Here is a 26,434-nt window from a genome sequence, read left to right on the forward strand (position 1 = left end):
AGGACACCGTGAGCAACCCCCTCGCAGCCGGAGCACTCGCAGGCAAGCGCGCCCTCGTCACCGGGTCCTCGCGCGGGATCGGGGCCGACACGGTCGGGTACCTGGCCGAGGCCGGCGCGAAGGTCGTCGTCAACTACCGCAACAAGGCCCGTCGCGCCGAGCAGATCGCCGAGGGCATCGTCGCTGCCGGTGGGGACGCGCTGGCCGTCGGCGCTGACCTGACCGACCACGCCTCGGTGCAGGCCATGGTCGATGCGGTCGTCGGGGCCTGGGGCGGCATCGACCTGCTGGTCCTCAACGCCTCGGGCGGCATGGAGTCGGGCATGGGCGACGACTACGCGCTCCGCCTGAACCGCGACGCGCAGGTCGACATGCTGCAGACGGCCGTGCCGCACATGGCGGCGGGCTCGCGTGTCGTGTTCGTCACGAGCCACCAGGCCCACTTCGTCGAGACCGCCCAGACGATGGACGAGTACCTCCCCGTCGCCAAGAGCAAGCGTGCCGGGGAACTGGCCCTCCGCGAGCTCGTCCCGCAGCTCGAAGCAGCCGGCATCGAGTTCGTCGTCGTCTCCGGCGACATGATCGAGGGCACGATCACCGCGACGCTCCTGAACCGCCTGAACCCGGGCGCGATCGAGGGGCGTCGGCAAGAGGTGGGCAAGCTGTACAGCGTGTCCGAGTTCGCGGCCGAGATCGCCCTGGCCGCGGTCGAGCCGATCCCGTCCGACCACACCCGGCTGGTGGGGGACGTCTCGGGCTTCACGCAGTCCTGACCCGCGCGGTAGCGTCGGGCCGGTGACCGCCAAGCCCGGCCTGCGCCGAACCTCCCGAATCCTGCTGCTCGACCCCCGGGGTCGTGTGTTCCTGATGGACACGAACGCACCGTCGAGCGACGGGTTCCACCGCTGGATCACGCCGGGCGGCGGCGTCGACCCGGGGGAGACCCACCGGGAAGCCGCGGTCCGCGAACTCCGCGAGGAGACGGGCATCGTCATCACCGACCCCGGCGAGCCGGTGTGGTCGTGGGACTTCGACGTCACCTGGGACCAGGCGGACCACGACCGTGGGCACTCCGAGTTCTACGTCGTCCGCACGCCGGGGTTCACGATGTCCGACGACGAGTGGACCGACGACGAGCGGGTCGACATCCACGCCTGGCGGTGGTGGACCGCGGACGAACTCGACACCACCGACCAGCCGTTCGAGCCCGCCGAGCTGCCCGACCTGGTGCGTCGGGCTGGCGCGGGCGAAGGGGTCGGCGTCACTCCCGTGGAGTGAGGACGCAGAACTCGTTGCCCTCGGGGTCGGCGAGCACCACCCACGGTGCATCCGCCTGACCGACGTCGGCCAGGGTCGCGCCACGGACGAGGAGGGTGTCGACCTGCCCCTGGTGGTCGTCGTCCGGCGCCGGAGCCAGGTCGATGTGCAGTCGGTTCTTGACGGTCTTGTCCTCGGGAACCGGGACGAACACCCAGCCCTGGGGCAGCTGTTCGCGGGGGACCGTGCCCTCGAGCTGCTCGGAGCCCGGGGGAGCGATGACCACTTCGTCCTCGGCCTCGAACACGACGGGCCAGGCGAGGGTCTCGGCCCACCACCGCGCGAGCGCGTGCGGGTCGTGGCTGTCGACGACGATCGAGTACCAGCGGAGTGCCATGCGGGTCAGTATGGCCGTTCTCCACAGGTCGTGTCCGGGTCTTCTGCCGGGTCGGTACCCGTCGGTAGCCTGATCGCATGGACACACCCCAGGCCCCGGCTGCTGACAGCCACGACCGCATCCGCGTCCGGGGTGCGCGTGAGAACAACCTGCGGGACGTCGACGTCGACCTGCCGAAGCGCCGGTTGACCGTCTTCACCGGGGTCTCCGGTTCCGGCAAGAGCTCGCTGGTCTTCGCGACCGTCGCTGCCGAGTCACAGCGCATGATCAACGAGACCTACAGTGCCTTCCTGCAGGGCTTCATGCCGTCGGTCGGACGCCCGGACGTCGACGTGCTGGACGGCCTGACGACGGCGATCGTCGTCGACCAAGAACGCATCGGCGCCGACCCGCGGTCCACCGTGGGGACGGTCACGGACGCCAGCGCGATGCTCCGGGTGCTGTTCAGTCGTCTGGGGCAGCCGCACATCGGCGGGCCGAACGCGTTCTCGTTCAACCTGGCGACGGTCACCGCCGGTGGCGCGATCACCGTGCAGCGCGGCCTCGACGCCAAGGCCGAGAAGGTCTCGTTCAGTCGCCTGGGCGGGATGTGCGCGCGGTGCGAAGGCCGGGGGAGCGTGTCGGACATCGACCTGGCCCAGCTCTTCGACGACAGCCGGGCCCTGTCCGACGGAGCCCTCACGATCCCCGGGTACGGCACCGACGGGTGGAACGTCCGTCTGTACGCCGAGTCCGGGTACTTCGACCGTGACAAGCCGATCCGCGACTTCACACCGCAGGAGCTGCAGGACTTCCTGTACCACGAACCGGTCAGACAGAAGATCGCCGGCATCAACATGACCTACGAAGGGCTCGTGCTCCGGGTCCGGCGCTCGTTCCTGCAGAAGGACCGCGGCGCGATGCAGCCACACATCCGGGCGTTCGTCGATCGTGCTGTGGCGTTCACCACCTGCCCGGACTGCGACGGCACGCGGTTGAACGACGTCGCGCGCTCGTCGAAGATCGCGGGCAAGAGCATCGCCGACGTCAGCGCGATGCAGGTCACCGACCTCGCCACGTGGTTGCACGCACTGGACGAACCCTCGGTCCGGCCGTTGCTGGACGGACTCCGTGACGCGGTCGACTCGTTCGTCGAGATCGGCCTCGGTTACCTGTCGCTCGACCGTCCGACCGGCACGCTCTCCGGGGGTGAAGGCCAGCGCGTCAAGATGGTCAAGCACCTCGGATCGGCCCTGAGCGACGTCACCTACGTGTTCGACGAACCGAGCACCGGTCTCCACCCGCACGACATCGAGCGGATGAACCGCCTGCTGCTGCGCCTGCGGGACAAGGGCAACACCGTCCTGGTGGTGGAACACAAGCCCGAGGTCATCGCGATCGCCGACCACGTCGTCGACCTCGGTCCTGGTGCCGGCACCTGCGGTGGAACGCTCTGCTACCAGGGCTCCGTCGACGGGCTGCGGGGGAGCGGGACCGTCACGGGCGTCCACCTCGACGACCGCGTCGCCGTCAAGGCCTCGGTCAGGACTCCCACCGGCGTGATCGAGATCCGCGGTGCCGACCGGCACAACCTGCACGCGGTGGACGTCGACGTCCCGCTCGGCGTGCTGACCGTGGTGACGGGCGTCGCCGGGTCCGGCAAGAGCACGTTGATCCACGGTTCGCTGTCGCCGCGGGACGACGTCGTCGCGATCGACCAGAGCGGGATCAAGGGCTCGCGGCGCAGCAACCCCGCGACCTACACCGGGCTGCTCGAGCCGATCCGCAAGGCCTTCGCCAAGGCCAACGGCGTCAAGCCCGCGCTGTTCAGCGCAAACTCCGAGGGGGCCTGCCCGGTCTGCAACGGCGCCGGGGTGATCTACGTCGACCTCGGCATGATGGCCGGGATCTCCACCACGTGTGCGGAGTGCGACGGCAAGCGCTTCGATGCGTCCGTGCTCGAGTACCGCCTGGGTGGCAAGGACATCAGCCAGGTCCTGGCCATGCCGGTCGCCGAGGCCGAACAGTTCTTCGCCGCAGGGGAGTCGCGCATCCCGGCCGCCCACGCGATCCTGCAGCGTCTGGTCGACGTCGGACTCGGGTACCTGACGATCGGTCAGCCCCTGACGACGCTGTCCGGTGGTGAACGGCAGCGCCTCAAGCTCGCGACGCACCTGGGCGAACCCGGGGGTGTCATCGTGCTCGACGAACCGACGACCGGCCTGCACCTGGCCGACGTCGCACAGCTGCTCGCGCTGCTCGACCGACTCGTCGATGCCGGCAAGAGCGTCATCGTGATCGAGCACCACCAAGCCGTGATGGCCCACGCCGACCGGATCATCGACCTGGGCCCGGGTGCCGGCCACGACGGTGGCCGGATCGTCTTCGAGGGCACGCCCGCCGAGCTCGTCGCGGCCCGGTCGACGCTCACCGGGCAGCACCTGGCCGCCTACGTCGGCGCCTGACCACCGGCAAGCGCGCGTCGCACCCACGGGCGGACATCGCGCACCGGCGCGCCGGGGCGCGATGTCCGCTGCGGGGTGCGAAGCGAGCGGACGCCGCGAAGCGAGCGGACGCCGCGAAGCGAGCGGACGCCGCGAAGCGAGCGGACGCCGCGAAGCGAGCGAACGAGCGGACGGACGGAGCCGACCGTCCGCCGCGGACCGCCGGACCGGAGGCTCCGCGCACGACCGACGCCGAGCCTCCAGCCCGTCATCGGTCCCAGGACCGCGCGCGTAGCGTCCTGCGCATGACGTACAGCCAGCCAGACCCTTCGGAAGAGACCACCCAGACCGACGCTCCCGAGCAGCCCGACACCGACACCGACGCGGTCGAGGAATCCGGACGCGAAGACGCAGCGCTCGAGATCGACGCGGACGACGTCCCGACCTCGGACGCCTGAACCGCGCGTTCGCACAACCAGTAGCACCCGGCACCACGGGCACCCACGGTGTCGGGTGCTTCTCGTTGTGCGAGCACCGACGAGCCACGCTCGCAGGATCGACGAGTGCGCCGATAATGCATATTATGTCAGCCCACGCTCATCACAGTCTCCGACCAACCCAGCTGACGCGGCCGCGGCTGACCTGAATCGACCGCGTTGCGAGACACCCGTCGATCGCCTGATGCAGCGGTGAGTACCACTGGACTGAGATTCTTCCTGAACTCCTCTTGACGTGAAACGTATCCGGTGAGATGTTGGCTACGACACGGCACTACGCCGACCACCACAGGTGCTGAACCCCGCTTCAGCACCGTCAGCGTCGCGGTGTGTGGCAGCAGCCTGTCCCTTTCTCTCTGCTAGGAGCTCGACTGATGAAGCACATGCTCGATCTGCAAGCCCTCCGGGGCGGCAATCCCAGCCGCGACGGGGTGAACTCCACCCCGACCATCGTCATCAGCACAGTGAGCCTGTCCGTCTGCATCAGCAGCACGCTCAGCGCTGCGCTCTGCACACCATGAACACGCGGCGGCCCCGGTACACGTACCCGTGGGTGGGCGCGGCTACCTGGGCCGCCGCCACCGTCACGGTCACCTTCCTCGCGGTACGCACCCCACCCGGCATCCTGAGCTTGGACCGACAGGACGGCGAACCCATCACCATCGGACGCAACAGCCTCGCGGCGATCGCACCAGCACTCGTTGGCGTCTGCGGCCTGATCGTGTTCATCGCGTTCGCGGTGCGTACTGTCCTCAATCGGCGGTTCCCGTTGGTTGCACTGCCAGCTGTGTTCCGCGCGCTCCGTGCCGATGCCGCTGTCGTTGTTCTCAGCGCGTGCGCTCTCATGATGATCCAGCTGGTCCAGAACATGGCCGAGGACGGGACACTCTCCTCCAAGGCTCTCGTTGTCGCAGTCCGGATCCTTGCCGTGGGACTCGCCGTCGGCGGTGCCCTCTTCACCGCCGGGGTCTGTCGTGGATTCAGTCAGGAGGACCTGCACTACGCGCCGCAGTTCGTTGGCGCGGTCGGGATCACAGGCGCCGGGGTGCTCGGCCTCGCGGTCAGCGTGACCGACAACCTCGCAGCGACAGTGATCACGGCCGCGATAGCCGCCCTCTCGGGGGCATTCACCAGCCTTGTGCTCTCCATCCGCAACCTCGCCCGCCATGAACGCGAACACCCACCTGGCTCCGTGCACTGAGTCGTTCGAACGCCCACCTATGGAATCGGGTCATGTCCCGGTCATCGTCGCGATCAGAACCACCATCGTGTCCGGTCAGCTCCCAGGCAGTCGGACCTCATCACGGTGCCGGCGGGTAGCGGCAGAGCGTGGCGAGTCCCCCTTCGCGGCGTTGCACCACCCGGACAATCCCGAACCTCCCCTCCATCCGCGATCCCCACAAGCCGAACGATCCGCGCAGCAGCGTCTCCGTGGCCGCCACTCAACGAGGGAGCACACTGGCGCTCACCCGCAGACATGCGTGACGGTCGCTCCCTCCCCCAGATCCGATCATGTCGTCTTCGAGATCGCCCGGACCACCCGGTCGACGAAGGCACTGCCTGCGGCCATGGTGAACGGACTCCGGGGGCTCAGCAACGGCAGCTGCAGCGGAGCCCCACCATCGAGTGTGCCGGTCAGCGCGGCAACCGTGACCGACGACACCGTGGCGGTGCCGATCCCGACGTCCCGCAGCTGGTGGGTGACCTCGCCGCATCGGCGAACACCGAACGTCCCGCGTTTCCACACGGTGAACCCTCCTGCCGCGAACACCAAGCTCGCGGTGTAGCTCCGTCGGAGTTCGTCGTCGAGCTGCAACGTGGCCCGGGTCGTGGGCAGCACGATGACGTCGACGATGAGACTCTCCGGGAACATGGCCTCGAGCCTCCGTCGCCGACGACGGTGGGGAACCGCGCTCAGGAACCCGAACACCGCGAGCGCGCACGGGGCCGCGACCAACAGGACGAGTGACGTGCGCGATCCACCGGGGTCGTCGGCGTACCCTCCGATGGCGTTCACCAACAGGGCGGCTCCGCCGATCGTGGAGAGCAGCACCCCCAGGGCGTACGGTGCGAACGCACTCGGTCGTTCGTGGTGTGGCATCGTCGGCGCGCCTTCAGTCTTCCGTCCAGTGCGACGGCCGCGCGAACCCCTCGGGCAACCGCGTGCGCGTGTCCCCCCGGGCGCTGTTGACCTGCGGCTGCGTCAGGTAGACCGCGCCCACCAGATCCGCGCCGGACAGGTCGGCCCCGCGCAGGTCCACGCCGAGCACGTCGCACCGACCCAGCTGCGCATCGCGCAGGTCTGCGCCGATGGCGATGCTGCCGCGGAGCGACTGGCCGCGCAGGTCAGCGCCGCGCAGGGCGGCTCCCGCCAGGTCGCTGCCAGGACCACGCACCCGGCTCCCCTGGGCCCGCACAGCTGTAGACCCACCACGGACCGCACCCGACCGCGCGATCTCGCTCGCCTCGACCAGCAGCGCCCGCGCCGCGTCGTACTCCGCATCGACGTCGAGCGCCGTCAGCGTCTCCGGATCCGCATCGCTCAGCGCCCGTACCCGGTCGAACGCCGACGTCCACGGTGCCGGGTCACGCGACCCCGACACCAGCCGGATCGCCTCGTCGAGGTACCACAGCAGCTCGTGCAGCCGTCGCACGACCGGGAACACCGCGAACATGGCGGTGCGGGTTGCCGGGTCGTCGCGCCACGACCGCCCGGCGAAGGCCGAGCGCGACACCTTCTGTCCGGCGCCGAAGCAGTCGAACACGGTGCACCCAGCGAAGCCACGGTCGCGCAGGTGCGGGTGGATGCGACAGCCGTCCTGGTCGTCGAGGTTCGTGCAGGGCTCCCCCGCGTCCTTGTCGAACGGGAAGTCCGCCGACTTCGCGAACGCCAGCGCGACGCAGCACAGCCCGAAGCAGTTCGCGCAGTCGGCGCCCAGGTCCTCGCGGCGGCCGAGTTCGACCCGGGTCCGTGTCACGATGTCACCCGGCGCACGGTGTCACGGGCGCACGGTGTCACCGGGCGTCCAGCACGGCGACGGTCATGCCGGCCGACGTGGCGGGACGGTCCATCGCCGCCAGCGCCGCGGGCAGTTCGTCGAAGGTGATCGTCTGCCCGATCGTGGCGTCGAGCCGCAGCCGTCCGGCGACGATGTCGTCGAGCATGGCGGCGTACTCCCCCACGGAGATGCCGTGGCTGCCGAGCAGCTCGAGTTCCTGGCCGATGACCCGGCCCATCGGGATCGCCGGGGCTGCCTCGTCGTCGAGCAGCAGTCCGACCTGCACGTGCCGTCCGCGAGGGCGGAGCGTGGCCACGGCGGTGACCGAGGTCGCCCGGCTGCCGAACGCGTCGACCGAGACGTGCGCTCCCCCGTCGGTCAGGCGCCGGACCTGGTCGACGGTGTCCGGTCCGGACACGACCGTGGTGGCGCCGAGAGCCCGGGCGCGCTCGAGGGCTCCGGGTGAGACGTCGACCGCGATCACGTGTGCGCCGGCTGCGACGGCGACGATGATCGCCGACAGTCCGACGCCCCCGCACCCGACCACGACGACGTGCTCCCCGGCGGCGACCCGACCCCGTGCGTGCAGCGCGTGGTAGGCGGTGCCGAAACGGCAGCCGAGCCCGGCGGCGTCGACGAACGGCACGGCGTCGGGCAGCGCGACGAGGTTCACGTCGGCGTGCGGCACGACGAGCTCCTCGGCGAAGGACCCGGATAGCGTGAACCCCGGCTGCTGCTGGTTGGTGCACACCTGGGTGGCACCGGACCGGCACTGGTCGCAGGTGCCGCAGGCGAAGACGAACGGCGCGGTGACCCGGTCCCCCACGGCGTGTGCCCGCACCGCGTCGCCGGTGGCGATGACGGTGCCGGCGAACTCGTGCCCCGGCACGTGCGGCAGGTGGACCGAGTCGTCGTGTCCGCGCCAGGCGTGCCAGTCGCTCCGGCACACGCCCGTGGCGGCGACGCGGACGACCACGCCGTCGGCGTCGCACACGGGACGGTCCATCTCGACGACCTCGGGAGTGGCACCGAACTCGGAGTAGCTGACTGCGCGCATCCGCTCATCCTGCCACCCAAGCGCGGCCCGCCCCAGCCGGGTCGGCGGCACCGACCAGCACGCCGAACTAGGATCGGCGCATGTCCCCCACCGCGGTCCGCCGCAGCGTCCGGATGTCCGTCGTGGCGATCGTCGTCGCACTCACCGGCCTGGTCGTCGCCGATCGTGCCGACGCGCACTCCGCCCTCATCGCCAGCACCCCGGCCGACGGTCAGACCCTCACCGAGCCGATCGACCGCGTCGACCTGACGTTCTCCGAGGCGCCGCTCACCGGCCTCGACGCCGGTCTGCGCATCGAGGTGCGCGACGCCGCCGGACAGGACGTCTCCACCGGCGAGGTACTGGTCGACGGCACGACGATGTCGAAGGCCGTCACCCCCGACAACGGTGCCTACACGGTGCTGTGGCGGTACGTCTCCCCCGACGGGCACCCGATCACGGGGCAGCTCGGCTTCACGGTCGCGCTGCCGGAAGCGGCGCCGACGAGCACGCCGAGCGCGTCGGCCGGACCCGGCTCCACTGCGACCGAGACGGACGTGACGATCGAGGCCACGGCCGAGCCGAGCGCCGCCGCCGATGCTCCGGTCCCGGTCGCCCCGGCGCTGTGGGCCGGCGGTGGCGCCCTCGTCCTGCTGGCAGCGGTCGTGGTGGTCGCCGCATCGCGCCGCCGCCGCGCACCCGACGAAGACTGACGCGACCACCGATCGGGTTCCGCGTCACCGACGCGTCGAGAGCGTCGGCGACGCACCGACGCACCAACGCACCGACGCACCAACGCACCAACGCATCAACGCACCGCCAGCGTCACGGACGCGCGCACCCACCGGACGGGAGGCTCGGTGCCGGCCCGCACCGCGCCTCCCGTCCGCCCCGACGTCAGTACGCGACCCGGCCGTTCCGGTCGTGCAGCTCACCGGTCGGGCCGTCGGCCCCCAGCGTCGCGAGCGCGACGGTGGCATCGGTGCCCTCGGTCACGGTCTGGTGTCCTCCGAAGCCGTTGAACTCCGTCGCGGTGTAGCCCGGGTCGCTCGCGTTGATGCGGAAAGTCGGCAGGTTCTTGGCGTACTGCAGCGTCAGGACGATCACCGCGGCCTTCGACGCGGCGTACGGGATCGACGGCACGGCGAACTCGTCGTGCCCCGGCGTGGTGAGCCACCGGGCGAACCCGACCCCGGACGCGACGTTGACGATCACCGGCGCGGACGACGCACGTAGCACGGGCAGCGCCGCCTGCGTGACGCGCACGATCCCGGTGACGTTCGTGTCGAGCACCGACGCCATCGCGGCGGCGTCCAGGTCGTCGACGCCGAACGAGGTGCCGAGCACGCCGGCGTTGTTGACGAGGACGTCGAGCGACGGCAGCGACGCGACCGCGGCGTCGATGCTGTCCTGGTCGGTCACGTCGAGCTGGACGACGTGCGCGCCGAGGGCCCGGGCCTCGTCGCCGTTCGCGGTGTCACGCATGCCGGCGTACACGGTGTGGCCGGCCTCGATCAGGCGGCGGGTGGTCTCGAGCCCCAGGCTGCGGTTGGCTCCGGTGATGAGTGTCGTGGTCATGTGCCCACCATGCCCCGCAAGACCCGCCGCTCCCAGGTGCCCGTCGACGGTGGGACCCGGAGTACCACCCGACATCCGCTGTCGGGCGGCAGGATGGTCGCATGGACGAGTTCGCGACCGTGCTGCGCGCCTGGCGCGACCGTGTCACCCCCGAGGCGGTGGGGCTGCCCGCCGGCCCCGGTCGACGGACGCCGGGTCTGCGTCGCGAAGAGCTCGCGGCGCTCGCCGGTGTCAGCGTGGACTACGTCGTGCGGCTCGAGCAGGGCCGCTCGGTCAACCCGTCGCCCCAGCTGCTCGGTGCGCTGGCGACCGCGCTGCGCCTGACCACCGAGGAGCGTGACCACCTGTTCCGCGTCGCCGATGCCGCTCCCCCGTCGCGTGGTGTGGTGCCGCGGCACATCACCCCGGGCGTGCAGCGGTTGATCGACCGACTCGGCGACGTGCCGCTGGCGGTGTTCACGGCGACCCATGAGATCCTGCTGTGGAACGAGCTGTGGGCCGCGATGAACGGCGACCCCGCGCGGCTGGTCGGCCTCGACCGCAACCTGGTGTGGCGGTACTTCACGGCCGGCCACGAGGGCGTCGAGTACGACGACGACCACCACGAGGAGTTCTCCGGTGACCTGGTGGCCGACCTGCGCCTGGCGTTCGGCCGCTACCCCGGCGACCGGGCCCTGGCCGACCTGGTGGCACGGCTGCGTCGGGAGTCGCCGGAGTTCGAGCGGCGCTGGGCCGTCGCCCGGGTGGCCGAGCACCGGGCGAGCCGCAAGACCGTCCGGACGCCGGTCGGCGGCATCGAGGTCGACTGCGACACCCTGACCGTGACCGGCGGCGACCTGCGCATCGTCGTCTACACCGTGGTGCCCGGGTCGGAGTCGGCCGCACGGCTCGACCTGTTGCGCGTGACGGGACTGCAGCAGCTCACGCCCGGGTGAGCAGCAGCGACGCGTTCTGCCCGCCGAACCCGAACGCGTTGTTGAGCGCCGCCCGGATCGGCAGGGTCCTGGCGGTGCCGGACACCACGTCGAGGTCGGCCGCCGGGTCCTGGTGCTGCAGGTTGAGCGTCGGTGGCACGATCCCGGTCTCGAGGGACCGGACGGTCAGGATCGTCTCGACCGCACCGGCCGCGCCGAACATGTGCCCGATCGCGCTCTTGGGTGCGGTGACCACCGCACCGCGCCCGACGACCCGGGCGATCGCCGCCGCCTCGCTCGCGTCGCCGACCGGGGTGCCGGTGGCGTGGGCGTCCACGTGGTCGACGTCGCTGCCGGTCAGCCCACCCATGCGCAGCGCCTGGGTCATCGCGCGCTCCTGCCCGGAGCCGTCGGCCCGCGGTGCGGTGATGTGGAACGCGTCCGCGGTGATGCCCCATCCGGCCAGCACGGCGTGGATCCGGGCGCCGCGGGCCCGGGCGTGGACGGCGCGTTCCAGCACGACGATGCCGGCGCCCTCCCCCAGCACGAAGCCACGGCGGTCGCGGTCGAACGGGCGGGACAGTGTCGTGGGGTCCTCGCCGTCGGGCTTCGCGAGCGCCTGGGACTGCGCGAAGGACGCCATCGTCACGGGGGTCACCGCGGCCTCGGTCCCGCCGGCCACCACCACGTCGGCCTCGCCCGTGCGGATCAGACGCGCGGCCATGGCGATCGCCTCGGCCCCCGACGCGCACGCCGACACGGTCGTGTACGCACCGGCGCGGGCGTCGAGCTCGATGCTGACCTGCGCCGCGGCGCCGTTCGCCATGAGCATCGGCACCGCCCGGGGCGAGACCCGGCGCGCACCGTTCCGCCCGAGTTCGTCGTGCGCGTCCAGCAGCGTCTCGATCCCGCCGATCCCGGTGCCCAGCACGACGGCCAACCGCTCCGGGTCGACGTCGGGACGCCCCGCGTCCGCCCAGGCCTCCCCCGAGGCGACGAGCGCGAGCTGCTGGCTGCGGTCGAGTCGCTGCGCGCGCACCCGTCCGAGCGCCGCATCGGCGTCGAGCGCTGCGTCCGCCCCGACCCGGATCGGCACCGACGCCCAGAGGTCCCCCGGGCGGTCGAGCTCGTGCACGCCGGACCGACCGGCGACCAGCGCGTCCCACAGCGGGTCGACGCCGTGGCCGAAGGGCGACACGGCGCCGAGGCCGGTGATGACGATGTCGTCGCGGTCCTGATTTGTATGCTGCACAAGTTGAGTTGTACCACGTACAATTCGGGGATGGCAAGCACACGAGGTCAGGCCACCCGGGCGCGCATCCTGGCTGCGGCCGCCGACCTGCTGGCAGACCGGGGTGTCCGCGCGATGACCGTCGGTGACGTTGCACGGGCAGCGGGCGTGTACCCGAACCAGATCACGCACCACTTCGGGTCGAAGGACCGGCTGGTGGTCGACGCGGCCTTCGTCCGGTTCCTCCGCGACACGACGCGGCTGCAGACTGCGGGGCGCCGCGCGTCCTCGCCCGAGGCCTTCCGCCAGGTCCTGGCCCGCACGGCCCTCGCGATGCCGTCGACCGGACTGCTGGTCGCCGCCCTCGGGACCGCGCAGGACGACGACGCACTGCGTGAGCGCACGGGCACGCTGCTGGCGGTGCTGTTCCGGCAGTCCGAGCGCTACCTCGAGCGGGTCGTCGCCGAGCACGACTGGACGAGCGAACACGGGATCCCCCGCGACGCACGCACGTTCTGGAGCGCGGTGTTCGGTGCGGTGCTGTTCGCCACGGCGGGCGCCGTCGGAGGCCCCTCGGACGTCGACGTCGCGGCGACGATCAGCATCCGATGACCGTCACCGCGACGGGGCCCGCGACGGGGGCTAGTGCTCGCCGAACCCCGACCGGACGAGGGTGTCCAGGGCGTCGACCGCGTCCTGCGCGTCGTCCCCGGTCGCCTCGATCGTCAGCATCGCACCCTTCGGCAGCGCCAGCGCCATGATGCCGAGCAGGCTCTTCGCGTCGACACCGTTGACGTGGACGGCGGCGTCGAAGCGAGCGGCCGTCTTGACGAACTCGGCCGCGGGCCGGGCGTGCAGGCCGGTCTCGTTGACCAGCTCGACGGTCGTGGACGCGGCCACGCCGGGACCGGTGGCGGTTCCGGTCACCGCCGCAGGACCTGCTGTCTGGTCCGGACTGGAGGCTCCCCCCGCGTCCGCCTCGGACGCTGCGGCCGTCGCCGCGGCGGCCAGCACCGCCTGCACGTCGCCGCCGGTCTGTGCAGCGACCGCAGCCGCGACCGTGCCTTCGACGACCGGGGCGTCCGACACGTGGACGCGTGCCCGCAGGTCGTCGTCGAGGAAGTCGAGCGCGGTGTCGGTCGTCAGGTACGCCGAGCCGAGGTCGCACAGGACGACCACGGCGTCGGCGCTGGCGAGCTCGTCGATGCCGGCCGTGATCGCGTCGAACGAGGTGCCGATGCCGCCGTCGTCGGTGCCACCCGCGGCCACGAGCGGGACGTCCGCGGCCATCTGCCGGGCGAGTTCGACGGTCCCCGAAGCGATCGCCGCGCTGTGCGAGACGACCAGGATGCCGACGGTCACGCCGCGTCCACCGCGGCGCGGAGGATGTACGCGGTCGACTGCGCTCCGGGGTCGCGGTGGCCGACGGCGCGTTCGCCGAGGTAGCTCGCACGGCCCTTGTGGGCGACGAGCGGTTCGGTCGACTCGGCACCGGTGACCGCGGCGTCGGCTGCCGCCGCGAGGACCCGTTCCGGCGACTCCCCCGCACCCGCCGCGGTGGCCGCAGCGTCGACGGCCGGGGTCCAGGCGTCGATCATGGTCTTGTCACCGACGGCCGCCTTGCCACGCGAGACGACCCCGTCCCGAGCGGCCGTCAACACGGCGACGAGCGTGTCGGCGTCCAGCTCGGTCGCGTCACCCGCGGCCTGGGCGGCCTTCAGGTACGCGGTGCCGAACAGCGGACCCGCCGCACCGCCGACCGTGGAGATGAGTTTCGTCGCGACGGTCTTGAAGACCGCTCCCGGGGTGTCGAACGACCCGGCGTCGATCGCCTGCACAACGGCGCGGAAGCCCCGGTCGAGGTTCTCGCCGTGGTCACCGTCGCCGATCTCGCGATCGAGCGTGACGAGCTCGGCCCGGTGCTCGTCGATCGTCGCGGCGGTGCGGCGTACCCAGTCGATGGCCCATGCGGTGTCGAGCGCCAATGCGTGTCCCTTCGTGCGCGGTGTGTCGGTCTCAGCGGCCCCAGCGCAGTGCCGGGGTCTCGACCGGAGCGTCCCAGAGCGTCAGCAGGTCGTCGTCGAGCACCGTGACGGTGATCGAGAAGCCCTGCATCTCGAGGGACGTGACGTAGTCGCCCACCAAGCTACGCGCGACCTCGAAGCCCCGGTCCGCCAGGACCTCGGCGGCGCGCCGGTAGACGATGTAGAGCTCGGACTCGGGCGTGCCGCCCATGCCGTTGACGAACAGCAGCAGGCGCGAGCCGGCCGGGGCGTCCAGGTCGGTCAGCACCGGCTCGAGCACGCGGTCGACGAGCTGGTCGACCGGGGCCATCGCGATGCGCTCGCGCCCCGGTTCGCCGTGGATCCCGATCCCGAGCTCCGCCTCGTCGTCGGCCAGGGTGAACGAGGGTTCGCCCGCGTGCGGGACCGTGCCGGGCGCGATCGCCAGGCCCATCGAGCGGGTGACCGCGTTGACGTGGCGGGCGACCGCCGCGACCGCGTCCAGGTCGTCGCCGCGTTCGGCGGCGGCGCCCGCGCACTTCTCGACGACGACCGTGCCCGCGACCCCGCGTCGGCCGGCGGTGTACAGCGAGTCCTGCACGGCGACGTCGTCGTCGACCACGACGGTCTCGACCCGCACGTCGTCCATGCCGGCGAGCTCGGCGGCCGTCTCGAAGTTGAGCACGTCGCCGGTGTAGTTCTTGACGATGTGCAGCACACCGGCACCACCGTCGACGGCCTTCGTCGCCGCGACGATCGGGTCCGGGGTCGGACTGGTGAAGACCGGGCCGGGAACGGCCGCGTCGAGCATGCCGACGCCGACGAAGCCGGCGTGCAGGGGCTCGTGGCCGCTGCCGCCGCCGCTGACGATGCCGACCTTGCCCGCCACCGGGGCGTCGGTGCGGTGCAGGTGGATCGGGTCCTCGACCAGCACGACGTGACCGGCGTGCGCCGCGGCGAACCCGCGCACGGTCTCGATGACGACGTCCTGCGGGTCGTTGATGAGCTTCTTCATGAGCTGGCCTCCACGGGGTCTCCACACGCGGAACAGGTCAGCACACCGCCGACGTCGTCCGGAGTGCGGCCAATCTACAACGGGCGGGTGTTCCCTCGCGATGCACGTTCGTGCATCGCGGATCACGCCCGCGACGGCCACAGGGAGGGCCTGCGAACACCCCGCTTGCACGTTCGTGCAGATTCCCGTCGATCGCTCACGTGTCCATCGCCCCGGGTGAAAACCCAGCAGTATGCTCGCCCCAATCACTCGATGGGGAGTGCCGGAGCAGCCCGGACCCCCTCTCACAGCACTGGAGGTCACCGATGGACGACATCGGCGTCAAGTTCCTGTCCGAGCTCGTCGGCACCGCGATGCTCATCATCCTGGGTGGCGGTGTGGTCGCAGCCGTCTCCCTCAAGAAGTCCAAGGGCTTCGGCGCCGGCTTCCTCATGGTCACGATCGGCTGGGGCTTCGCCGTCTTCGCCGGTGTGACCGTGTCGTACAAGTCGGGCGGTCAGCTCAACCCGGCCGTCAGCCTGGCCCAGGCCATCCTCGGCAACATCACCGTCGGCGAGATGTTCCTCTTCTGGCTCGCCCAGCTCATCGGTGCGGTCATCGGTGCCGTCATCGTCTGGCTCGCCTACAAGCAGCACTTCGACGAAGAGCCCGACCCCGCCGCCAAGCTCGGCGTGTTCTCCACCGGCCCCGCGATCCGCTCGTACGCCTGGAACCTGGTGACCGAGATCATCGGCACCTTCGTGCTGGTCTTCGTCGTCATCGCCTTCACCAACGGCGGCACCCCGAAGGAACTCGGCGCGATCCCCGTCGCCTTCCTCGTGATCGCGATCGGTGTCTCCCTCGGTGGCCCGACCGGCTACGCGATCAACCCGGCCCGTGACCTCGGCCCGCGCATCGCCCACGCTTTCCTGCCCATCAAGGGCAAGGGCTCGAGCGACTGGGCCTACGCCTGGGTCCCCGTCGTCGGCCCGCTCGTCGGTGGCGCCATCGCCGCCGGGCTGTCGTACGCGCTCCTCCCCCTCGCCTGACCCCCACCCGCCAACGGCGGCCGGACCCATCGTCGGGTCCGGCCGGCACCGAACACCCGTAAGGAGCACCCATGGCCGACTACATCGTCGCCATCGACCAGGGCACGACCAGCACCCGAGCCATCGTCTTCGACCACTCCGGTTCGATCATCTCGGTCGGACAGAAGGAGCACGAGCAGATCTTCCCGCGTGCCGGTTGGGTCGAGCACGACCCGTCCGAGATCTGGGACAACACCCGTGAGGTCATCGGCCAGGCGCTGTCCCGCGCCGACATCACCCGCCACGACGTCGCGGCGGTCGGCATCACCAACCAGCGCGAGACCGCGGTCGTGTGGGACAAGACCACGGGCAAGCCGGTCTACAACGCGATCGTCTGGCAGGACACCCGCACGCAGTCCATCGTCGACAAGCTCGCTGACGGTGACACCGACCGCTACAAGGCGATCGTCGGCCTGCCCCTGGCGACCTACTTCGCCGGCACGAAGATCATGTGGATCCTCGAGAGCGTCGAGGGTGCCCGTGAGAAGGCCGAGGCCGGGGACCTGCTCTTCGGCACGACCGACACCTGGGTCCTCTGGAACCTGACCGGTGGCGTCGACGGCGGCGTGCACAAGACGGACGTCACGAACGCCTCGCGCACCCTGTTCATGGACCTCGAGACGCTGCAGTGGCGTGACGACATCCTCGCCGACTTCGGCGTCCCGAAGTCGATGCTCCCCGAGATCGTCAGCTCCTCCGAGGTCTACGGCCACGTCGAGTCGTCGAACCTGCTGCGCGAGGTCCCGATCGCGGGCATCCTCGGCGACCAGCAGGCCGCGACGTTCGGTCAGGCCGCCTTCGACAAGGGCGAGTCGAAGAACACGTACGGCACCGGCAACTTCCTGATCTTCAACACCGGCACGGACATCGTCCGCTCGGAGAACGGGCTACTGACCACGGTCGGCTACAAGCTCGGCGACCAGGACACGCACTACGCGCTCGAGGGATCGATCGCCGTCACCGGCTCGCTGATCCAGTGGCTGCGCGACAACCTCGGCATCATCGGCAGCGCCCCGGAGGTCGAGGCCCTGGCCAAGACCGTCGAGGACAACGGTGGCGTCTACTTCGTCCCGGCGTTCTCGGGCCTGTTCGCGCCGTACTGGCGTCCGGATGCGCGTGGTGCCCTGGTCGGCCTCACGCGGTACGTCAACAAGGGGCACATCGCCCGCGCCGCGCTCGAGGCGACGGCACTCCAGACCCGCGAGGTCCTGGACGCCGTCAACGCCGACTCCGGTGTGGACCTGACCGAGCTCAAGGTCGACGGCGGCATGACCGCCAACGACGCACTCATGCAGTTCCAGGCGGACATGCTCAACGTGCCGGTCGTCCGACCGGTCGTCGCCGAGACCACCGCGCTCGGTGCCGCCTACGCGGCCGGTCTGGCAGTGGGCTTCTGGGCGAACCTCGACGAGCTCCGTGCCAACTGGCAGGAAGACCGTCGCTGGGAGCCGCAGCTCGACGCCGCCGAGCGCGAGCGCACGCTCCGCCTGTGGAAGAAGGCCGTCACGAAGACCTTCGACTGGGTCGACGAGGACGTGCAGTAGTCCTGCACTGAACCGCACCGCACCGGAGGCCCGGTGCCGGTCCCTGGGACCGGCACCGGGCCTCCGGTGTGTCGCCGGTGCACCCCCTCGGGACGCCCTGGTCGTGCTGCTGCTGCTGGCCTGGGAACGCCCATGCCGCGCGCCCGGCTACTGCTGTGCCGGGGCGGCACCGACCCAGTCGGCGAGCTTGCGCTCGGCCGCGCCGGAGTCGATGGCCTGGGCGGCCACCGTGAGCTGTTCGCGGAAGCGCTGCAGGATCGGCCGGTCCCACTCGGCCGGGTCCTCGGCCAGGCGGAAGGACACCAGGCCGGCTGCCGCGTTGAGCAGCACGATGTCGCGGACGGGGCCGGTCTCGCCGGCGAGCACCCGACGGACGATCGCGGCGTTCTCGGCCGGCTCACCGCCCAGCAGGTCCGAGGTCACGGCGCGGGCGATGCCGAGGTCGCGCGGGTCGAGGTCGTGCTCGGTGACGCGGCCGCCGGTGACCTCCCAGATGTGGCTGTGACCCGTGGTGGTCAGCTCGTCGAGGCCGTCGTCGCCGCGGAACACCAGGGCCGTCGCGCCGCGGGTCTGGAACACGCCGGTGATGATCGGCACCAGCTCGAGCTGGGCGACGCCGACCGCGTTCGCTTCGCACCGCGCGGGGTTGACGAGCGGGCCGAGGAAGTTGAACACGGTCGGCACGCCGATCTCACGGCGCACCGGAGCGGCGTGGGCGAACCCGGGGTGGAACGCGCTGGCGAAGGCGAAGGTCAGTCCGACGCGCCGGAAGGTGTCCGCAACACGCGTCGCGTCCATCGACAGGTCGAGCCCGAGCGCGGCGAGCACGTCGCTCGAACCGGACTTCGACGAGCTCGCGCGGTTGCCGTGCTTGACGACGGGCACACCGGCTGCGGCGATCACGATCGCGGCCATCGTCGAGACGTTGACCGTCCCGACCACGTCCCCGCCCGTGCCGACGATGTCGAGCGCCATCGGGTCGACGTCCAGCGGGACGGCGGCGTCGAGGATGGCATCGCGGAAGCCGACCACCTCGTCGACGGTCTCGCCCTTGGCGCGGAGGGCCACCGCGAAGGCCGCGATCTGCGCCTGCGTGGCCTGTCCGCGGACGATCTCCTCCATGGCCCATGTGGACTGCCTGATCGACAGGTCCTCGCGCGCCATGAGGGCGCTGATGACGGCGGGCCAGGTCAGGAGGTCGGACATGACCACGATCGTAGTGTTTTCGAACGACCCGCCAGTTGGCTGGCAAAACACTGTCGGTGGTTTCGGCCATAATGGACGTTGTGACAAGCACCCCTCTCTCCAGACCAGCCAGCGGTACGGTCCTCAACAGGCCGAACCCCGTTGCCGTGGGGACGATCGTGTGGCTCGGCAGCGAGGTCATGTTCTTCGCTGGCCTGTTCGCGATCTACTTCACGCTGCGCAGCACCTCCCCCGAGCTCTGGGCGACCGAGACGTCCCACCTCGAAGTGCCGTTCGCGTCGGTCAACACGATCGTGCTGGTGCTGTCCAGCTTCGCTTGCCAGTTCGCGGTCTTCGCTGCCGAGCGGTTCCAGGTGCACCGCACCAGCTGGAAGCCGACCGACTGGGGCATGACGGAGTGGTTCTTCGTCACGTACTGCATGGGCGCACTGTTCGTCTGCGGCCAGATCTTCGAGTACGCCAACCTGTGGCACGAGGGCATCACGCTCTCCTCGAGCGCCTACGGCTCCGCGTTCTACTTCACCACCGGGTTCCACGGACTCCACGTGACCGGCGGGCTCATCGCGTTCCTCCTGACCCTGGGCCGCGGATTCGCTGCCAAGAACTTCGGTCACAAGGAAGCCACCACCGCGATCGTCGTGTCGTACTACTGGCACTTCGTCGACGTGGTCTGGATCGGCCTCTTCGCCGTCATTTACCTTCTCAAGTAGGAAACGGACAGCACCCACAGCATGTTCAACAGAACCAAGAACAAGAAGGGCCGTCGCTCGCCGATGGCGACCGTCTCGCTCATCGTCGTCGGTCTCATGACCACCGGCGGGGCGTACGCGCTGTTCAGCTCGTCGGCCAACGCGGACGACAGCGTCAGCACGGTCGCGGCGTCGAGCCAGTCCCAGGTGAACCAGGGCGAGAAGCTCTTCGCCTCGAACTGCGCGACCTGCCACGGCCTGTCGGCGCAGGGCACGGGTGAAGGCCCCTCGCTCATCGGTGTCGGTGCGGCGTCGGTCGACTTCCAGGTCGGGACCGGTCGCATGCCGATGGCAGCATCGGGCCCGCAGGCCGAAGAGAAGCCGTCCCAGTTCACCAACGAGCAGGTCGACCAGCTCGCGGCGTACGTCGCCTCGCTGGGCCCCGGTCCCGCCGTGCCGTCCACCTCGCTGACCAAGGGCGGCGGTGACGCTGCCGAGGGTGCCGAGCTCTTCCGCATCAACTGCGCCATGTGCCACAACGTGGCCGGCGCCGGTGGCGCGCTGACCGAGGGCAAGTACGCGCCGAAGCTCACGGACGTCTCCGGCAAGCACATCTACGAGGCCATGCTCACCGGCCCGCAGAACATGCCGGTGTTCAACGACCTGAACATCACGCCGCAGCAGAAGGCCGACATCATCACGTACCTCAAGTACGTGCAGGACAACTCCTCGCCCGGCGGCTTCGGCCTCGGTGCCATCGGTCCGGTGGCCGAGGGTCTGTTCATCTGGATCTTCGGACTGGGCGCGGTCGTCGCGATGACCGTCTGGCTCACCGCGAAGTCCAACTGATCGTCCGTGTCGCACGACACTGAAGGGAACACCATGGCAGAGCACGACGACGAGGCAGTGACCTCGTCCTCGGCTGTCGAGAAGCACGACTCGACGGAGCCGGTCGGCACCGCGGTCCTGCCCGCGGAACCGTTCGAGAACCCGGGCGAGCCGCCGCACCGCGCGCGTCGCACCGACGTCGACCCCAAGAAGCAGCGTCTGGCCGAACGTCAGGTCGCCACGTTCTTCTACCTGTCGATCGTGGGCAGTGTCCTGTCGATCGCCGCGTACGTCGCGTTCCCGATCCGTTCGGACGACTTCGGCACGGTCCGCAGCGCCAACCTGTGGCTGGGCCTGTCCATCTCGCTCGCCCTGCTCGCGCTGGGCCTGGGCGCGGTCTACTGGTCGAAGTCGCTCGTCAGCGACCGCGAGATCACCGAGATGCGCCACCCCACGCGTGGCACCGAAGCGACTCGGGCGAAGGCCGTCGAAGCCTTCCAGCTCGCCGACAAGGAGTCCGGCTTCAGCCGTCGCAAGCTGATCCGCAACTCGATGATCGGTGCGCTCGTCGCGTTCCCCCTGCCCGGCATCGTGCTCGTGCGTGACCTCGCACCCGCTGCCGACCCGAACGAGCTGCTCCGCCACACCATGTGGGCCAAGGGCACGCGGCTCACGAAGGACCCGACGGGTCTCCCGATCAAGGCGTCCGACGTCACGATCGGCTCCGTCTTCCACGTCATCCCCGACGGTCTCCTCGACAAGGAGCACATGCTCGAGGAGAAGGCGAAGGCCGCGGTGCTGCTCATGCGCCTCGACCCGAAGGACCTCAACCCCTCGAAGGGTCGTGAGAACTGGGGGTATGACGGCATCGTCGCGTACTCCAAGATCTGCACCCACGTCGGTTGCCCGGTCGCGCTCTACGAGCAGCAGACGCACCACCTGCTGTGCCCCTGTCACCAGTCCACCTTCGACGTCTCGAACAACTGCGACGTCATCTTCGGCCCGGCGGCACGCCCCCTCCCCCAACTTCCGATCGCGATCGACGACGACGGCTACCTGGTTGCGCAGAGCGACTTCCACGAGCCGGTCGGACCGTCATTCTGGGAGCGTGAACGCTGATGACCAGCACCACCACCACGAGCGCACCGACGACCAGCACCACCAAGCCGGCACCGGAGCGTGGATCCCGCATCATCGGCGGGGTCGCCAACTACATCGACGAGCGCACCAGCATCTCCGGGTTGGTGAAAGAGGTCGGGCGCAAGATCTTCCCCGACCACTGGAGCTTCATGCTCGGTGAGGTCGCGCTCTACTCGTTCGTCGTGATCCTGCTCTCGGGCACGTTCCTGACGTTCTTCTTCGGCGCCTCGATGACCGAGGTCGTCTACAACGGCTCCTACGTGCCGCTCAAGGGCGTCGAGATGTCCACGGCGCTGCAGTCGACGCTGAACATCTCGTTCGACATCCGCGGTGGGCTCTTCGTCCGGCAGATCCACCACTGGGCAGCCCTGCTGTTCGTGGCCTCGGTGATGCTGCACATGGCCCGCGTGTTCTTCACCGGTGCCTTCCGCAAGCCGCGCGAGCTCAACTGGGTCTTCGGCTTCGTGCTGTGGATCCTGGCCATGGCCGAGGGCTTCACGGGCTACTCGCTCCCCGACGACCTGCTCTCCGGCAACGGTCTGCGCATCATCGTCGGCATGATCGAGGGCGTGCCGGTGATCGGCGTCTGGATCGGCTACATCCTGTTCGGTGGTGAGTTCCCCGGAACCGCCATCGTGGGCCGCCTGTACACGCTCCACATCCTGTTGCTGCCCGCCATCCTGGTGGCGGTGCTCGGTGTCCACCTCGTGCTCGTCGTGATCAACAAGCACACGCAGTACGCCGGACCCGGCAAGACGAACGACAACGTCGTGGGTGTCCCGATCCTCCCGGCGTTCGCGGCGAAGGCCGGTGGCTTCTTCTTCATCGTCGCGGGCATCCTGGCCCTCATCGCGTCGCTGTTCACGATCAACCCGATCTGGAACTACGGCCCGTACGACCCGTCCCCGGTGTCCGCCGGCACGCAGCCTGACTGGTACATCGGCTTCGCCGACGGTGCGCTCCGTCTGGTGCCGCCGCACTGGGAGGTCGTGTGGTTCGGCTACACGGTGTCGTTCAACCTGCTGGTGCCGATCGCGGTCCTCATGGGCCTCATCGTGGCGATGTTCGTCTACCCGTTCGTCGAGGCCTGGGTCACCGGCGACAAGCGTGAGCACCACATCGCTGACCGTCCCCGCAACGCCCCGACGCGTACGGCGTTCGGCGCAGCCGGTGTCACGCTCTACGCCAGCCTGTGGGCCGCGGCGAGCTCGGACATCATCGCGACGCACTTCATGGTGTCGATCGACCACGTGATCCACGTGATCCAGGCCACGACGGTCCTCGGTCCGTTCGTCGCCTTCTGGATCGCCAAGCGCGTCTGCCTGGCGCTGCAGAAGAAGGACCGCGAGATCGTGCTGCACGGCTACGAGTCGGGCCGCATCGTCCGCCTGCCGCACGGCGAGTACATCGAGGTGCACGAGCAGCTCGACGAGTACGAGCGCTGGAAGCTCCTGCAGTTCGAGGAGTACAAGCCGCTCATGATCCGTCCGAACGCCAAGGGACAGATCACGCCGGTGCAGAAGGTCCGTGCAGGTGTGTCGCGCTTCTTCTTCGAGGACCGCATCGCGCCGGTCTCGAAGACCGAGCTCGAGGCAGCACACGCCGCGCACCACGGCCCCGAGGTCGAGGGCGCGCACCAGGCACCCCAGGTCGGCCGGTAACACTTCTCGGCAAGAACGAACCAGCCCCTCGTCCACTTCGTGGTCGGGGGGCTGTTTCGTTCGCCTCATTTCGAGAAATGCCGCTTCCGGTTCATCTCCGGTTCAGGACTCTGTGTTGGACTGCTCCAGGACGATGTGGCAAGGTGTTGCACCGTGCACTCCCCCAGCGGGAGATCCTCTGCCGAGGAACCACCAACGGAATGAGAACCCGATGGACGCCCGGACGGCCGAACACCCCAGGCCGAACCACTTCCTGCTCCACCTCAGCGACACGCACCTGATCGCTGGTGATGGTGACCTGTACGGAGCGGTGGACTCCGCCGCGCGACTGCAGCAGATCATCGACGACATCGAAGCCTCGGGCGCCCGCCCGGAAGCGATCGTCGTGACCGGTGACGTCGCCGACAAGGGCGAGCCCGGTGCCTACGCTCGGGTGCGGCAGATCATCGAGCCGGCCGCGGAGCGCATCGGTGCCCAGGTCATCTGGGCGATGGGCAACCACGACGAGCGGGGCGCCTTCCGGCAGGAGCTCTTCGGCCTGCACCCCACGGACCGCCCCGTGGACTTCGTGTACGACGTCAACGGGCTGCGGGTCATCACGCTCGACACCAGCGTCCCCGGTGAGCACTACGGCATCGTGACGCCCGAGCAGCTCGACTGGCTCGCCGAGGTCCTGTCGGAGGCTGCTCCGCACGGTACGGTCCTGGCGATGCACCACCCGCCGGTGCCCAGCGTGCAGGACCTCACCGTTCTGGTGGAGCTCCGCGACCAGCGGTCGTTGGCCGAGGTCGTCGAGGGCTCCGACGTGCTGACGATCATCGCCGGTCACCTGCACTACTCGACGAGCGCCGTGTTCGCCGGCATCCCCGTCTCGGTCGCCAGCGCCACGTGCTACACGCAGGACCTCAACGAGTTCCAGCGCGGGACCCGCGGTCGTGACGGTGCTCAGTCCTTCAACCTGGTGCACGTGTACGGCCACAACGTGGTGCACTCGGTCGTGCCGATCGGGCAGTACGCCACGGTCGGCGAGCCGGTCTCCGCCGAGCAGACCGCCGCCAAGCTCGCGGCGGCCGGTGTCGTCATCCCCGCTGCGGTCGAGCCGGCTCCGGTCACGTCGAGCATCCCCGTCTTCACGCTCGACTCGGTGCCGGTCTCCCCCGTCCACCGCTGAGGCGCTGCGCCCGACGTCGGCCCGCGACCCGGACGTGTGCCGGTGGGGCGACGTGGTCGATGTCGTACGACAGCGGTGGTGTCGCGCGGGCGGCATCCGCTGGCACCGCCGCCAGGGCCGGGCTCCGGCGCCGGGCTCGCAGGCTCGCCAGGAGCGCTCGAGCCGGCCGCCGACGCGCCCTAGACGCTCGGCCGCTCCCACGGTGCCGGGAAGGGGAAGTACCGTTCGAGGAAGTCGGTGACCTTCGTCATCCGCTCGTCGTCGCTGACCTCGGGGAAGCTGCCGTCGTTCAGGCAGAAGAAGTCGGCGTTGCGCTTCTTCACCAGGTCCTCGAGCTCGCGCAGACCCGCCACCATCGTCGTGTCGATGTACCGCACCGGCGCGTTCTCCTGCACGATGGCCCGACCCGTCAACAGCGCGTAGTAGTGGTAGAGCGAGTTCGTCACCGAGATGTTCTCGGCCGCGCGGAAGCGTGAGGCCGCCGTGGCGCGGAACTCGTCCGCGAACTCGTGTTCCATCTCGGTCATGATGCTGGCACGCAGGGGTGTGGGTGCGTGCTCGAGGTGGCGCGTGGTCACGGCGCCGAACCGCTGCTGCAGCAGGCGACGGTTCACCCGGGCGGAGTTCTCGAAGCCGCTGCGTCGTGGGTTGTTCGAGCCGAGTCCGATCCTGGTGATCGCCACGATGAACTTGCTCACGGAGCCCGGGCTGAAGAACACCGACGGGTCGACCTGGCGCCCGAAGAACATGTCGTCGTTCGAGTAGATGAAGTGCTCGCTGATGCCCGGGATGTGGTGCAGCTGCGACTCGACGGCCTGCGAGTTGTGCGTGGGCAGCGCGGACGGGTCGGCGAAGAACTCCTCGCTCCGCACGATCCGGACCCGCGGGTGGTCGGCCAGCCATTCGGGTGCCGGTGAGTCCGTGGCGATGTAGATCGTCCGGACCCACGGCGCGTACATGTAGACCGAGCGCAGCGCGTACTTCAGCTCGTTGATCTGCCGGAAACGGGCGGGTGCGTCGTCGCCCTCGCCCAGGACGGCAGAGGACTGCGCTGCCTGGCGTGCGCGCTGGTACTCGACGGCGTTGCCGTCGACCCACGAGAAGACGATGTCGATCGGGAACCGGATGTCCGACACGTGGTCGTCGAACATGTGCTCGACGGTCTGCCAGGTGCGGCCGTAGCGCTCGATGTCGACCAGGTCGAACTCCTCGATCGGCAGGCTGCGACGCATCAGGGCGTTCTCGACCGGCGCCAGGACCTCGGTCTCGGTCACCCGCCAGAACTCGAGCTGGACGCTGGTCTCGGCCCCGTAGCGCAGCCGGCCGAGCGGCTCGAGACGAGGTCGGAACACCCGCAGGACGGGCTGGTCGACCGGCCCGAGCCCGTCGTCGACGACCAGGACGGCCGGTTCGCCCGGCGGCTTGGCGTAGAACGGTTCACCGACGGCGGCGTCCATGATCGCCGACTCGGCACGCTGGCGGTCGCGTTCGTCGATCGCGATGACGGGGCGCTGGTCGTTGCCCCGGATGAGCAGGTGGTCGACGTCGCCGGCGGTGAGCGCGTCGTCGAGGAACAGCAGGTCCTCGATCATCGACTGCTGCGGCGTGAGGTGGCCGTTCAGCAGCGTGAAACGGCCTTTGCGGAGGACGACGTCGGGCCGGTCGAGACCGCCGGAGGACGGTCGAGGGTTCAGCAGAGGACTCTCGGTCTCCGGCTTGGTCTCGTTGCTCATCCATGCCCATCTGATCAGGTGGTCGGACCCTGCGTCCGCCCCTGT

27 protein-coding genes are annotated in these 26,434 nt (G+C 69.9%); 16 read left to right on the forward strand and 11 right to left on the reverse strand.

The window, feature by feature from the left end; all coding sequences use genetic code 11:
- Nucleotides 1-8: 8 nt before the first annotated feature.
- Nucleotides 9-773, forward strand: coding sequence for an SDR family oxidoreductase (locus tag ACLBWP_RS01215; protein WP_447653709.1), 765 nt, complete (start codon nt 9-11; stop codon nt 771-773).
- A gap of 22 nt (nt 774-795) precedes the next feature.
- Entirely contained in the window at nt 796-1,278 is a 483-nt protein-coding gene (locus ACLBWP_RS01220) for an NUDIX hydrolase (RefSeq protein ID WP_243563229.1), read from the forward strand.
- Here the strand turns inward: ACLBWP_RS01220 and ACLBWP_RS01225 are convergent.
- On the reverse strand, nt 1,262-1,654 hold the full coding sequence (locus ACLBWP_RS01225; RefSeq protein ID WP_243563230.1) for a VOC family protein: 393 nt from the start codon (nt 1,652-1,654) through the stop codon (nt 1,262-1,264). The genes ACLBWP_RS01220 and ACLBWP_RS01225 overlap by 17 nt on opposite strands.
- Before the next feature lie 77 nt (nt 1,655-1,731).
- On the opposite strand from ACLBWP_RS01225, the gene ACLBWP_RS01230 reads away from it, so the two are divergent.
- The 4 genes from ACLBWP_RS01230 to ACLBWP_RS01245 all read left to right on the forward strand — a co-directional run bounded on the left by ACLBWP_RS01230 (nt 1,732) and on the right by ACLBWP_RS01245 (nt 5,775).
- Nucleotides 1,732-4,098 (forward strand): ATP-binding cassette domain-containing protein, encoded by a 2,367-nt coding sequence (locus ACLBWP_RS01230; protein ID WP_447653710.1) that lies wholly within the window; start codon nt 1,732-1,734, stop codon nt 4,096-4,098.
- 284 nt (nt 4,099-4,382) lie between these two features.
- Nucleotides 4,383-4,535, forward strand: coding sequence for a hypothetical protein (locus ACLBWP_RS01235; RefSeq protein ID WP_447653711.1), 153 nt, complete (start codon nt 4,383-4,385; stop codon nt 4,533-4,535).
- Between the two features lie 413 nt (nt 4,536-4,948).
- The gene (locus tag ACLBWP_RS01240) at nt 4,949-5,095 is read left to right on the forward strand and encodes a SapB/AmfS family lanthipeptide (RefSeq protein WP_243563233.1); all 147 of its coding nucleotides are present in this window, start codon (nt 4,949-4,951) and stop codon (nt 5,093-5,095) included.
- Nucleotides 5,092-5,775 (forward strand): hypothetical protein, encoded by a 684-nt coding sequence (locus tag ACLBWP_RS01245; protein WP_243563234.1) that lies wholly within the window; start codon nt 5,092-5,094, stop codon nt 5,773-5,775. The genes ACLBWP_RS01240 and ACLBWP_RS01245 overlap by 4 nt, the downstream gene beginning before the upstream one ends.
- 309 nt (nt 5,776-6,084) lie before the next feature.
- Here ACLBWP_RS01245 and ACLBWP_RS01250 read toward each other — a convergent pair whose 3' ends face one another.
- From ACLBWP_RS01250 to ACLBWP_RS01260, 3 genes are read right to left on the reverse strand one after another with little or no spacing between them, the layout of a single operon-like run.
- Nucleotides 6,085-6,675 carry a hypothetical protein gene (locus ACLBWP_RS01250; RefSeq protein ID WP_243563235.1) on the reverse strand — a complete coding sequence of 197 codons (591 nt, stop codon included), beginning with the start codon at nt 6,673-6,675 and terminating at the stop codon, nt 6,085-6,087.
- A gap of 13 nt (nt 6,676-6,688) precedes the next feature.
- Nucleotides 6,689-7,552 carry a pentapeptide repeat-containing protein gene (locus ACLBWP_RS01255; RefSeq protein ID WP_447653712.1) on the reverse strand — a complete coding sequence of 288 codons (864 nt, stop codon included), beginning with the start codon at nt 7,550-7,552 and terminating at the stop codon, nt 6,689-6,691.
- A gap of 37 nt (nt 7,553-7,589) precedes the next feature.
- On the reverse strand, nt 7,590-8,630 hold the full coding sequence (locus tag ACLBWP_RS01260) for an alcohol dehydrogenase catalytic domain-containing protein (RefSeq protein WP_447653713.1): 1,041 nt from the start codon (nt 8,628-8,630) through the stop codon (nt 7,590-7,592).
- Between the two features lie 80 nt (nt 8,631-8,710).
- On the opposite strand from ACLBWP_RS01260, the gene ACLBWP_RS01265 reads away from it, so the two are divergent.
- A complete protein-coding gene (locus tag ACLBWP_RS01265) occupies nt 8,711-9,322 on the forward strand; it encodes a copper resistance CopC family protein (protein ID WP_447653714.1) in 612 nt (203 codons plus the stop codon).
- 184 nt (nt 9,323-9,506) lie between these two features.
- On the opposite strand, the gene ACLBWP_RS01270 is transcribed toward ACLBWP_RS01265, so the two are convergent.
- Complete coding sequence (locus ACLBWP_RS01270) at nt 9,507-10,187, reverse strand: SDR family NAD(P)-dependent oxidoreductase (protein ID WP_447653715.1); 681 nt, start codon at nt 10,185-10,187, stop codon at nt 9,507-9,509.
- 101 nt (nt 10,188-10,288) lie between these two features.
- Here ACLBWP_RS01270 and ACLBWP_RS01275 point away from each other — a divergent pair, with 101 nt between their 5' ends.
- Entirely contained in the window at nt 10,289-11,122 is an 834-nt protein-coding gene (locus ACLBWP_RS01275) for a helix-turn-helix domain-containing protein (protein ID WP_243563240.1), read from the forward strand.
- Here the strand turns inward: ACLBWP_RS01275 and ACLBWP_RS01280 are convergent.
- Nucleotides 11,109-12,353: a beta-ketoacyl-[acyl-carrier-protein] synthase family protein gene (locus ACLBWP_RS01280; protein ID WP_447653716.1), complete on the reverse strand. Its 1,245-nt coding sequence runs from the start codon at nt 12,351-12,353 to the stop codon at nt 11,109-11,111. The two genes, ACLBWP_RS01275 and ACLBWP_RS01280, sit on opposite strands and share 14 nt — an antisense overlap.
- Nucleotides 12,354-12,383: 30 nt before the next feature.
- Here ACLBWP_RS01280 and ACLBWP_RS01285 point away from each other — a divergent pair, with 30 nt between their 5' ends.
- Nucleotides 12,384-12,944, forward strand: a complete 561-nt coding sequence (locus tag ACLBWP_RS01285; protein WP_447653717.1) for a TetR/AcrR family transcriptional regulator C-terminal domain-containing protein — start codon at nt 12,384-12,386, stop codon at nt 12,942-12,944.
- Between the two features lie 30 nt (nt 12,945-12,974).
- Here ACLBWP_RS01285 and dhaM read toward each other — a convergent pair whose 3' ends face one another.
- From dhaM to dhaK, 3 genes are read right to left on the reverse strand one after another with little or no spacing between them, the layout of a single operon-like run.
- A complete protein-coding gene (dhaM, locus tag ACLBWP_RS01290; RefSeq protein WP_447653718.1) occupies nt 12,975-13,694 on the reverse strand; it encodes a dihydroxyacetone kinase phosphoryl donor subunit DhaM in 720 nt (239 codons plus the stop codon).
- A complete protein-coding gene (dhaL, locus tag ACLBWP_RS01295) occupies nt 13,691-14,317 on the reverse strand; it encodes a dihydroxyacetone kinase subunit DhaL (protein WP_243563244.1) in 627 nt (208 codons plus the stop codon). The genes dhaM and dhaL overlap by 4 nt, the downstream gene beginning before the upstream one ends.
- A gap of 31 nt (nt 14,318-14,348) precedes the next feature.
- Nucleotides 14,349-15,350, reverse strand: a complete 1,002-nt coding sequence (dhaK, locus tag ACLBWP_RS01300; RefSeq protein WP_243563245.1) for a dihydroxyacetone kinase subunit DhaK — start codon at nt 15,348-15,350, stop codon at nt 14,349-14,351.
- A 305-nt stretch (nt 15,351-15,655) separates the two neighbouring features.
- Between dhaK and ACLBWP_RS01305 the strand changes: the two genes are divergently transcribed.
- Both ACLBWP_RS01305 and glpK read left to right on the forward strand, forming a co-directional pair.
- Nucleotides 15,656-16,378: an MIP/aquaporin family protein gene (locus ACLBWP_RS01305; protein WP_447653719.1), complete on the forward strand. Its 723-nt coding sequence runs from the start codon at nt 15,656-15,658 to the stop codon at nt 16,376-16,378.
- A 71-nt stretch (nt 16,379-16,449) separates the two neighbouring features.
- On the forward strand, nt 16,450-17,961 hold the full coding sequence (gene glpK / locus ACLBWP_RS01310; protein ID WP_447653720.1) for a glycerol kinase GlpK: 1,512 nt from the start codon (nt 16,450-16,452) through the stop codon (nt 17,959-17,961).
- A gap of 147 nt (nt 17,962-18,108) precedes the next feature.
- Here glpK and trpD read toward each other — a convergent pair whose 3' ends face one another.
- On the reverse strand, nt 18,109-19,167 hold the full coding sequence (gene trpD / locus ACLBWP_RS01315) for an anthranilate phosphoribosyltransferase (protein ID WP_243563248.1): 1,059 nt from the start codon (nt 19,165-19,167) through the stop codon (nt 18,109-18,111).
- 71 nt (nt 19,168-19,238) lie between these two features.
- On the opposite strand from trpD, the gene ctaE reads away from it, so the two are divergent.
- From ctaE to ACLBWP_RS01340, 5 genes are all read left to right on the forward strand, one after another.
- Nucleotides 19,239-19,877, forward strand: a complete 639-nt coding sequence (gene ctaE / locus ACLBWP_RS01320) for an aa3-type cytochrome oxidase subunit III (RefSeq protein WP_243563249.1) — start codon at nt 19,239-19,241, stop codon at nt 19,875-19,877.
- A gap of 21 nt (nt 19,878-19,898) precedes the next feature.
- Nucleotides 19,899-20,705 (forward strand): cytochrome bc1 complex diheme cytochrome c subunit, encoded by an 807-nt coding sequence (gene qcrC, locus ACLBWP_RS01325; RefSeq protein ID WP_243563250.1) that lies wholly within the window; start codon nt 19,899-19,901, stop codon nt 20,703-20,705.
- Nucleotides 20,706-20,738: 33 nt separating this feature from the next.
- Nucleotides 20,739-21,803: a cytochrome bc1 complex Rieske iron-sulfur subunit gene (gene qcrA, locus ACLBWP_RS01330; RefSeq protein ID WP_243563251.1), complete on the forward strand. Its 1,065-nt coding sequence runs from the start codon at nt 20,739-20,741 to the stop codon at nt 21,801-21,803.
- The gene (gene qcrB, locus ACLBWP_RS01335) at nt 21,803-23,485 is read left to right on the forward strand and encodes a cytochrome bc1 complex cytochrome b subunit (protein ID WP_243563252.1); all 1,683 of its coding nucleotides are present in this window, start codon (nt 21,803-21,805) and stop codon (nt 23,483-23,485) included. The genes qcrA and qcrB overlap by 1 nt, the downstream gene beginning before the upstream one ends.
- Nucleotides 23,486-23,696: 211 nt before the next feature.
- Nucleotides 23,697-24,656, forward strand: a complete 960-nt coding sequence (locus ACLBWP_RS01340) for a phosphodiesterase (RefSeq protein WP_243563253.1) — start codon at nt 23,697-23,699, stop codon at nt 24,654-24,656.
- Nucleotides 24,657-24,835: 179 nt separating this feature from the next.
- Here the strand turns inward: ACLBWP_RS01340 and ACLBWP_RS01345 are convergent, their stop codons facing one another.
- Complete coding sequence (locus ACLBWP_RS01345; protein WP_447653721.1) at nt 24,836-26,389, reverse strand: stealth conserved region 3 domain-containing protein; 1,554 nt, start codon at nt 26,387-26,389, stop codon at nt 24,836-24,838.
- Nucleotides 26,390-26,434: the final 45 nt, after the last annotated feature.

The organism is Microbacterium sp. M1A1_1b (assembly GCF_053345565.1).

Bases quoted from the DNA above. Each gene is read 5' to 3' on its own strand.
- ACLBWP_RS01225 (WP_243563230.1), bottom strand. From the start codon at position 1,654: ATGGCACTCCGCTGGTACTCGATCGTCGTCGACAGCCACGACCCGCAC.
- ACLBWP_RS01230 (WP_447653710.1), top strand. From the start codon at position 1,732: ATGGACACACCCCAGGCCCCGGCTGCTGACAGCCACGACCGCATCCGC.
- ACLBWP_RS01235 (WP_447653711.1), top strand. From the start codon at position 4,383: ATGACGTACAGCCAGCCAGACCCTTCGGAAGAGACCACCCAGACCGAC.
- ACLBWP_RS01240 (WP_243563233.1), top strand. From the start codon at position 4,949: ATGAAGCACATGCTCGATCTGCAAGCCCTCCGGGGCGGCAATCCCAGC.
- ACLBWP_RS01245 (WP_243563234.1), top strand. From the start codon at position 5,092: ATGAACACGCGGCGGCCCCGGTACACGTACCCGTGGGTGGGCGCGGCT.
- ACLBWP_RS01250 (WP_243563235.1), bottom strand. From the start codon at position 6,675: ATGCCACACCACGAACGACCGAGTGCGTTCGCACCGTACGCCCTGGGG.
- ACLBWP_RS01260 (WP_447653713.1), bottom strand. From the start codon at position 8,630: ATGCGCGCAGTCAGCTACTCCGAGTTCGGTGCCACTCCCGAGGTCGTC.
- ACLBWP_RS01265 (WP_447653714.1), top strand. From the start codon at position 8,711: ATGTCCCCCACCGCGGTCCGCCGCAGCGTCCGGATGTCCGTCGTGGCG.
- ACLBWP_RS01270 (WP_447653715.1), bottom strand. From the start codon at position 10,187: ATGACCACGACACTCATCACCGGAGCCAACCGCAGCCTGGGGCTCGAG.
- ACLBWP_RS01275 (WP_243563240.1), top strand. From the start codon at position 10,289: ATGGACGAGTTCGCGACCGTGCTGCGCGCCTGGCGCGACCGTGTCACC.
- ACLBWP_RS01285 (WP_447653717.1), top strand. From the start codon at position 12,384: ATGGCAAGCACACGAGGTCAGGCCACCCGGGCGCGCATCCTGGCTGCG.
- dhaK (WP_243563245.1), bottom strand. From the start codon at position 15,350: ATGAAGAAGCTCATCAACGACCCGCAGGACGTCGTCATCGAGACCGTG.
- ACLBWP_RS01305 (WP_447653719.1), top strand. From the start codon at position 15,656: ATGGACGACATCGGCGTCAAGTTCCTGTCCGAGCTCGTCGGCACCGCG.
- glpK (WP_447653720.1), top strand. From the start codon at position 16,450: ATGGCCGACTACATCGTCGCCATCGACCAGGGCACGACCAGCACCCGA.
- trpD (WP_243563248.1), bottom strand. From the start codon at position 19,167: ATGTCCGACCTCCTGACCTGGCCCGCCGTCATCAGCGCCCTCATGGCG.
- ctaE (WP_243563249.1), top strand. From the start codon at position 19,239: ATGGACGTTGTGACAAGCACCCCTCTCTCCAGACCAGCCAGCGGTACG.
- qcrC (WP_243563250.1), top strand. From the start codon at position 19,899: ATGTTCAACAGAACCAAGAACAAGAAGGGCCGTCGCTCGCCGATGGCG.
- qcrA (WP_243563251.1), top strand. From the start codon at position 20,739: ATGGCAGAGCACGACGACGAGGCAGTGACCTCGTCCTCGGCTGTCGAG.
- qcrB (WP_243563252.1), top strand. From the start codon at position 21,803: ATGACCAGCACCACCACCACGAGCGCACCGACGACCAGCACCACCAAG.
- ACLBWP_RS01340 (WP_243563253.1), top strand. From the start codon at position 23,697: ATGGACGCCCGGACGGCCGAACACCCCAGGCCGAACCACTTCCTGCTC.
- ACLBWP_RS01345 (WP_447653721.1), bottom strand. From the start codon at position 26,389: ATGAGCAACGAGACCAAGCCGGAGACCGAGAGTCCTCTGCTGAACCCT.